Below are 6,524 nucleotides of genomic sequence, written 5' to 3'. Positions count from 1 at the left end.
TAAGCACTTGATGGGTAAGGCTTTAGATGCAGAAGAAAGATTACATGTCTGTTTTACAATTAATGCCAGCATAATCAGTGTAAAACATTTTGCATGTGACTTGTTCCACTTTAGATATTTGTTTAAGATGAGATGTAACTCATTGAAATGTGTCATCATATTCGTCGTAAGAAAACAAGTATTATGCCATTATTTCAATGAGTTATCTTTTTTTGTCGTGTACAAAGTCTTAGAAGTTAAAATCTACCCCGACCGTAAAGTTACGTCCGACTTGCGGCACATTGGCAAGGAATGATTCATGCTGATAAACATTGGCATCAAGCAAGTTATTGGCTTGTGCATATAAACGATAACCTGTTTTTGCATTCACCTGACCCGTATATGCCAAACCTAGATTCAGCATGTTGTAGCCTTTGGTATCGGTTTCATAATTGGCAATATCATCCTGATTAAACACATGATAATACTCTGCGCTTGCTGAGTAACCATCGCCAAAGTCCGCTTTGAAACGTGTGCCTAAACGTCCACCTGGAACACGTGGGGCATTGCCATCGTTATCTAGCTTACCGCGTACATAATCCCCAAACAGACCTGCATTCCAGACTGGAGAAAGTTGATAGCTCAGATCAGCATCGACCCCATAGAAACGCGCCTGAGTTTGGCTATACTGAATTAAGCGAAAATCATCATATTGATCCAGCGTTTTGGCATAAATAAAGTTTTCAAACCAGTTCTGGAACACACTGACGTTATATTTCAAACGGTCATTGTCAAAGTGCAGCCCCAGTTCAAGGTTATTGGATTGTTCTTTATCAAGGTTGTCATCGCCCAATTCATAGGTATTGGTCGCCATGTGTTTGCCATCTGAATACAACTCTTGTGCCACAGGCAAACGCTCTTGGTGGGATGCAGTCAAAGACAGTTTATAGTTTGGAATAAACGCCCAACTGGTTGAACCTGCAATCGAATAAGCCGTACCACTATAATCTTTTTGAGTTGAATCAATATTGATATTTTGCTGATCAATTCGTGATGACACTTCAAAATTCAGGTTATTGATCTGCTTTTGTTGCAAGGCAAACAGGCTATATTTTTTGCTGGTGTTGGGATTCATCAACGATTCATCGCCATCGATACTGAGTTTTTGCTGAGTAAATTGCGTTCCAATTTGCCCTGTCCAACCCGCCCACGGATTGTTGCTCAAGGTAATACGCGCATCTGTGCCTTTACTGCTAAACCGAGTGTCTGGCGTATCGCCCGCCATTTCAGTATGTTGATAGTCGGTATAGTTGGCTTGAGCCGACAATTTGTTAAAACCTGCAAATGGGTCATTCAACTCAGTTTTAATGTCATAGCGTTTTTCTTTGAGGTTAATCCAACCTTGTGCATCATCACCGCCACCCGTTGCTGTACCGCAATTGGTTAAACTACTACCACTACGTTCACACGTGCCGTACAGTTCATTGTCAGCAGGAATACCATATTGGTCATGACGCTGGCTAAAGGAAATTCCTGTATAACCACGGTCATAAATCCATGACAATCCTACGTTGTAATCTTTAGAATCGGCAAAAGTGCTGTCTTGGCGACGGCTATCACTTTGCAAATCTTTCGGCAAAATATAGTTATTGGCGTCACGTTTTAAACCACCCAAACGCAAGGCAAACTGATCACCTAGTCCAATGGTGGCATTTCCTGAATACAACAGTTCATCGCTACCTGAGTTATAGCGCGCCCCTGCGCGACCTGTATAACCACCTTCAGGCATTTGAGTCGGAATCTTGTCATCGACCACATTGATCAGACCACCAACCGATCCTGCGCCATACAACAACGCTTCAGGGCCTTTTAAAATCTGAATTTCCTGTGCCGAGCTCGGATCAACCGTCACCGCATGGTCAGGTGAAACACTCGATACATCAAGTGCATCGCCACCATTTTGGGTAATTTTAACTCGCGCACCATCTTGCCCACGAATCACAGGACGACTTACCCCGCCTGTGTATTGTGCCGAATACACGCCAGCCTGACCATTTAAGGCATTGCCAATGGTGGTTGCTCCTGCAATTAAGGTTTTCTGATCGACAACTGCATCGCCTGCGCTGCTATTCACCGTTGATTTTTTGTCGGCATGAAGCTGAATAGTCGGTAAATCATTTTCTGTAACAGGCGCATCTTGTGCCATGACCTGCTGAATGGTCAGTGATAAAACCGAGAGGGCAAACACATGTTTCTTAAAATGCATTGTAGGCATCCAGTGCTAAATTTGTTGTAATATTATAACGTATCAATTTATTTGCAAGACCCATTCGTACTTTATCCATAATTCCGTTAAACTTCTGCTTTTCGATTTCTCAGACATATTTATGGCATTTACTGTGTCGCATATGTTGTTTGCACCTGTGATTTATCGGCTCAGTCAGCGGCAGTTTCCACTTGCTGCAACAGGCATTGGTTGTATGACACCTGATCTGATTCGCCTATTCACCCAAAAAAATGTGATGATCAGTCACTTGTGGCAGGGTTTAATCTTCCCTGACTTAGTGATTGGTTTGCTGGCTTCGGGACTGTGGTATCTGCTGTATCGCCCTGTGATTTTTATAGGACTGGGAATAAATTCCTCTTTATATTTAAAGAGCTTAAAGCAGAAAAGTGTCTTTTGTATGACAACGATCTGTGCATTACTCCTCGGAACTATTAGCCATTTTGTCTGGGATAGCTTTACCCATGTCGATGCTCGCACTTGGTTAGCCCGTGATTTCTTAGAGCAACGCATTGAGCTATTTGAGCATCATTTCCCGATGCATCGGCTGTTACAAATCAGTACATCATTGCTCGCTTTACCTTGGCTATGGATCTGGTCAAAGCGTTACATTGCCAAATATCGGCAAAACTCCCAATTACCACCGATAGCTCAGCGGAAATTTTTACAGCGTTTATCTGCTTGTGCACTGCTCTGTGGCATTGGCATGCTGAGTGTTTATCTGTCGCATCATTTTGAGTTTGGGGAAAATAACGACGAACTGATCGGGCGGAGTTTTAAAGCCTTTGCACAAGGCTGGCTGCTGTGTTTTAGCATCGGTTGCGGCTTATTTTTATGGAAATATTCACAAATTCAAGCGGCTAAAAAATGACTCCCTCCTCCTTAAGTCGCCTTAACACTGGTTTTTTCACGCTAAACCTTGAGCAACATCACCTAAAAGGGCATAATCGCTGATTGATTCGCGGTACGCTGTTTACGTATACGCTCCTATTGCCAATATAGTTTGGATTTAAAAAACATGATGCGAACTCATTACTGCGGTTCTTTAACCGAAGCTCAAATTGATCAAACCGTGACCCTATGTGGTTGGGTACACCGTCGTCGCGATCATGGTGGTGTCATCTTCCTTGACATGCGTGACCGTGATGGTCTTGTGCAAGTGGTTATTGACCCAGATACTCCTGAAGCTTTCGCAACCGCAGACAAAGCACGTTCTGAATTTGTATTAAAAATTACAGGCCGTGTACGCCGCCGTTATGCAGGCACAGAAAATGCCAACATGGTGAGTGGTCAAATCGAAGTTTTGGGTAAAGAGATTGAAGTTCTTGCAACTTCTGAAACTCCTCCATTCCCACTCAATGACGACAACACCAATATTTCTGAAGAAATTCGTTTGAAATACCGTTTCTTGGACATCCGTCGTCCTGAAATGCTAGATCGTTTACGTTTCCGTTCTAAAGTCACCAACCTGATCCGTAACTACTTCGAAGATCACGGTTTCTTGGACGTTGAAACACCGATCTTGACTCGTGCAACCCCAGAAGGTGCTCGCGACTATCTCGTTCCAAGCCGTGTTTCAAATGGTAGCTTCTATGCACTTCCACAATCACCACAATTGTTCAAACAGTTGTTGATGGTCGGTGGTATTGACCGTTATTACCAAATCGCAAAATGTTTCCGTGACGAAGACTTGCGTGCAGATCGTCAGCCTGAATTTACCCAAATCGACGTTGAAACATCGTTCATGAGTGACGATGACATCATGGATTTAATGGAAGGCTTAACGGTTAAAATGTTCAATGAATTATTGAATGTTAAATTCGATAAATTTGAACGTATGACTTATGCAGATGCGATGCGTGACTATGCATCTGACAAACCAGATATGCGTATTCCGTTGAAATTGGTTGACGTTGCAGACCTCATGCAAGACGTTGAGTTCAAAGTATTCGCTGGCCCTGCGAAAGACCCTAAAGGTCGTATTGTTGCACTTCGCGTACCAGGTGCAGGTGCACTTCCACGTAGTGCCATCGACGAATACACCAAATTCGTTGGCATCTACGGTGCAAAAGGTTTGGCTTACATCAAAGTCAATGAACTTGAAAAAGGCATCGAAGGTCTTCAATCTCCAATCGTGAAATTCATTGAGCCAATCGTGCTAGATTTGTTGAAACGTGTTGGCGCTGAAAATGGCGACATCGTGTTCTTCGGTGCAGACAAAGCCAAAGTTGTCAATGATGCGATGGGCGCTCTTCGTGTGAAGATCGGTCATGACTTGAATCTTGCAACTTGCGAGTGGGCCCCACTTTGGGTGGTTGACTTCCCAATGTTCGAAGAAACTGATGATGGCAAATGGACATCTGTTCACCATCCGTTCACTTTACCTAAATCTTCTGTTGAAGAAGTGAAGAACAACCCAGGTGAAGCATTGTCTGTTGCTTACGATATGGTGCTAAACGGTACTGAAATCGGTGGTGGTTCACTGCGTATCTATACTTTAGAAATGCAAAAAGCGATTTTTGAAGCGCTAGGTATTGGTGAAGAAGAAGCAGAAGAAAAATTCAGCTTCTTATTGAATGCTTTACGTTATGGCGCGCCTCCGCACGGTGGTTTGGCATTTGGTCTTGACCGTTTGATCATGTTGATGACGGGTGCATCTTCGATTCGTGATGTGATTGCATTCCCGAAAACCAAAACTGCTGAATGTCCATTGACGCAAGCACCTGCACCAGTTGAAGCCAATCAATTGCGTGACCTAGGCATCCGTTTACGTGAAAAACCAAAAGCTGAAGCCAAAGAAGCTTAAGTTTTTGTCGATAAGACCCTGCTTCGGCAGGGTTTTTTTATGGTAATTGAGATTGACTCTCTATAGTGGCATAATAAGCTGCTTTTTTTATGTTAGGTGAAAACCATGGCTATGCGTCCAGAAGTGCGCCGCCGTTCGTTGGTGGTGATTGTGTTTTCTTTAGTCCAATGGGGCATTATGAACTATATTATTCATAATCAGCTCATGAATATCACCACGCACCAACGTATTTTATATTTCTGTTTCAGTAGTTTATCTGCTGCCCTGCTTATTTTCTGCGCCTTGATTTATATGGTGCTCAAGGGCAATGCGGATAATCAGTAATGGAAGAAAAACTGCTTTCTTGTATAGCCAAAACAATTGCTTGCACTACAATTATTAAAGAAATAAATTTATTTCAATACATTATGTTTCGAAATAATGTAGTGTACTATAATCGCTTATAGGTATAGTTTTGTTCGCTCATCATATTACCTGACTACGTTGTGAATATGAGCATAACAAATTCAGGCAATTACACAATTTAACGCACAGCCTCAATTTAAGCTAAATTTGATTACCCAAAAATATTAAATTTTTCTATACTTAGATTTTTAAAGGCTTGAGGATCAAGTTCTAATACTTCCTCAATCTTAGATCTAAAATTATTGTAATCAGTAGACCAACTTAATGGTTCAATAGGATAATCTTGTAGCTTAGCAACACCTAAATTTTTAAAAGTATTTCCCTCTAAAGGAAGATAAGGTGTTTTATATATAAAAGCAAAAATATTAGGATGCTGCCTCCCACCTACTAAAATCTTTGATGAGGCTATTAAAGCCATTGCTTCTGAGAAAGTCGCCTGATGAGAATCAATTATTTCTATCATTTCTTTAAGATTAGGTTGTTGAGTTAAAATTTTATTAATTAAATAAAAATCAGTTTTTGCATTTGATAAAAAAATAATTTTTTTATTTTTAAATTCTTGTAATATAAATTCAATAATATTTTTAAAAAATTTAATACTCTTGTTATTACGATCCAAAAAAGATGAGCCAGTCATTGTAATATAGTTCTTATATTCTAGATTATATTTTTTTACTGTTTCTGAAATAAAATCATCTTTAAGAATAGGTAACCCATAGACAGCATCTGGAATAATTTTACAGCTATTTAAGCCACAGTTTTTAAGAAGCTCATAAGATATAGGCTCTCTAACTGAAACAAAATCACAGCTATTATATATCTGTACTAGTGCTTTAGTTAAAAAAATATTATTATTTAAATCAACTGTTTGATTGATAGAAGCCACCTTTTTATTTTTATATTTAGCCAAATACAATAGACCTAAAAACCGAATTAAATGCCCAGATTTGTAGTGAACAGCACCTTCTCCATTAAAACAAATATGTGTAAATTCATCAAAAAATCCTTCATTAATATTCATTTTTTTTAAAAAATAAAGTATTTCTATAT

General features: G+C 40.2%; 5 protein-coding genes and 1 pseudogene. 3 read left to right on the top strand and 3 right to left on the bottom strand.

Annotated features, from left to right (window positions below; translation table 11 throughout):
- Nucleotides 1-156 (bottom strand): annotated as a pseudogene (locus tag GBN19_RS13935) (IS4-like element ISAba33 family transposase); the annotation flags it as partial.
- A 73-nt stretch (nt 157-229) separates the two neighbouring features.
- Nucleotides 230-2,245: a zinc piracy TonB-dependent receptor ZnuD gene (gene znuD, locus GBN19_RS13930; RefSeq protein WP_151778544.1), complete on the bottom strand. Its 2,016-nt coding sequence runs from the start codon at nt 2,243-2,245 to the stop codon at nt 230-232.
- Nucleotides 2,246-2,366: 121 nt separating this feature from the next.
- Here znuD and GBN19_RS13925 point away from each other — a divergent pair, with 121 nt between their 5' ends.
- The 3 genes from GBN19_RS13925 to GBN19_RS13915 all read left to right on the top strand — a co-directional run bounded on the left by GBN19_RS13925 (nt 2,367) and on the right by GBN19_RS13915 (nt 5,393).
- Nucleotides 2,367-3,134, top strand: a complete 768-nt coding sequence (locus GBN19_RS13925; protein ID WP_151778543.1) for a DUF4184 family protein — start codon at nt 2,367-2,369, stop codon at nt 3,132-3,134.
- Between the two features lie 147 nt (nt 3,135-3,281).
- On the top strand, nt 3,282-5,069 hold the full coding sequence (gene aspS, locus GBN19_RS13920; protein ID WP_151778542.1) for an aspartate--tRNA ligase: 1,788 nt from the start codon (nt 3,282-3,284) through the stop codon (nt 5,067-5,069).
- Between the two features lie 105 nt (nt 5,070-5,174).
- Nucleotides 5,175-5,393: a hypothetical protein gene (locus GBN19_RS13915; RefSeq protein WP_151778541.1), complete on the top strand. Its 219-nt coding sequence runs from the start codon at nt 5,175-5,177 to the stop codon at nt 5,391-5,393.
- Between the two features lie 232 nt (nt 5,394-5,625).
- Here GBN19_RS13915 and GBN19_RS13910 read toward each other — a convergent pair.
- On the bottom strand, nt 5,626-6,524 hold an 899-nt coding region (locus tag GBN19_RS13910), incomplete at its 5' end, for a polysaccharide pyruvyl transferase family protein (protein WP_151778540.1).

It is taken from the genome of Acinetobacter brisouii (assembly GCF_008993995.1).
GTDB classification, from domain to species: Bacteria; Pseudomonadota; Gammaproteobacteria; order Pseudomonadales; family Moraxellaceae; genus Acinetobacter; species Acinetobacter brisouii_A.
The sequence above is the reverse complement of the archived record's forward strand: the minus strand, read 5'-3'. Positions and strand labels throughout refer to the sequence as shown.